The organism is Arthrobacter sp. ZGTC131 (genome assembly GCF_002929275.1).
Taxonomy (GTDB): Bacteria; Actinomycetota; Actinomycetes; order Actinomycetales; family Micrococcaceae; genus Arthrobacter.
Genome location: NZ_PJIK01000060.1, coordinates 1 through 722 on the forward strand (window position 1 = coordinate 1; position 722 = coordinate 722).

The window sequence follows — 722 nt, forward strand, 5'->3', positions numbered from 1 at the left end:
CCGCTCATTGGTGACGCCGTGATCAATCAGGGTCCAGGGCTGATGCTTATTGTTGAGAAACTTCCCTGGGGCAACACCCTGGAAGTCACCAAGGGCGTGGAGGCAGCGCTTGAGCAGATGAAGCCCGGACTCAGCGGCATCACCGTTGATACGGAAATTTTCCGTCCGGCAACCTTCATCGAGGAGTCCCTCGACAACCTCAGCCGCGCGCTGCTGCTGGGCTGCATCCTGGTGGTGCTGGTGCTGGGGGCATTTCTGTTCCAGTGGCGGACTGCCCTCATCAGCCTGATCGCCATCCCGCTGTCGCTGGTGACGGCGGCGTCAGTCCTTTATCTGACCGGGACCGCGGTGAACACCATGGTCCTGGCAGGGTTGGTGATTGCCGTCGGGGTGGTGGTGGATGACGCCATCATCGACATTGAAAACATCATCCGAAGACTCCGGCAGCACCGGGCGGAGGGCGGAACCCGCTCCGTCTCCTCGGTGGTGCTGGAGGCGTCCCTGGAGGTCCGCGGACCGATCGTCTATGCCACGCTAATCATCATCGCCGCGGCTGTGCCGATCTTCTTCCTCCAAGGGTTGACCGGGGCGTTCTTCAGACCGCTCGCCATCTCCTACACCCTTGCGGTGTTGGCCTCGATGGTCGTGGCCTTGACTGTCACCCCTGCCCTCGCGCTGATCTTCATGCGCAAGGTCCCACTAAAGGAGCAGGAACCACCCCT

Annotated in this window: 1 protein-coding gene; it reads left to right on the forward strand. The window is 61.8% G+C overall.

The window, feature by feature from the left end:
* Window positions 1-42 precede the first annotated feature (42 nt).
* Window positions 43-722, forward strand: a 680-nt coding sequence (locus tag CXQ90_RS21670; RefSeq protein WP_258064711.1) for an efflux RND transporter permease subunit, incomplete at its 3' end; no start/stop codon positions are given.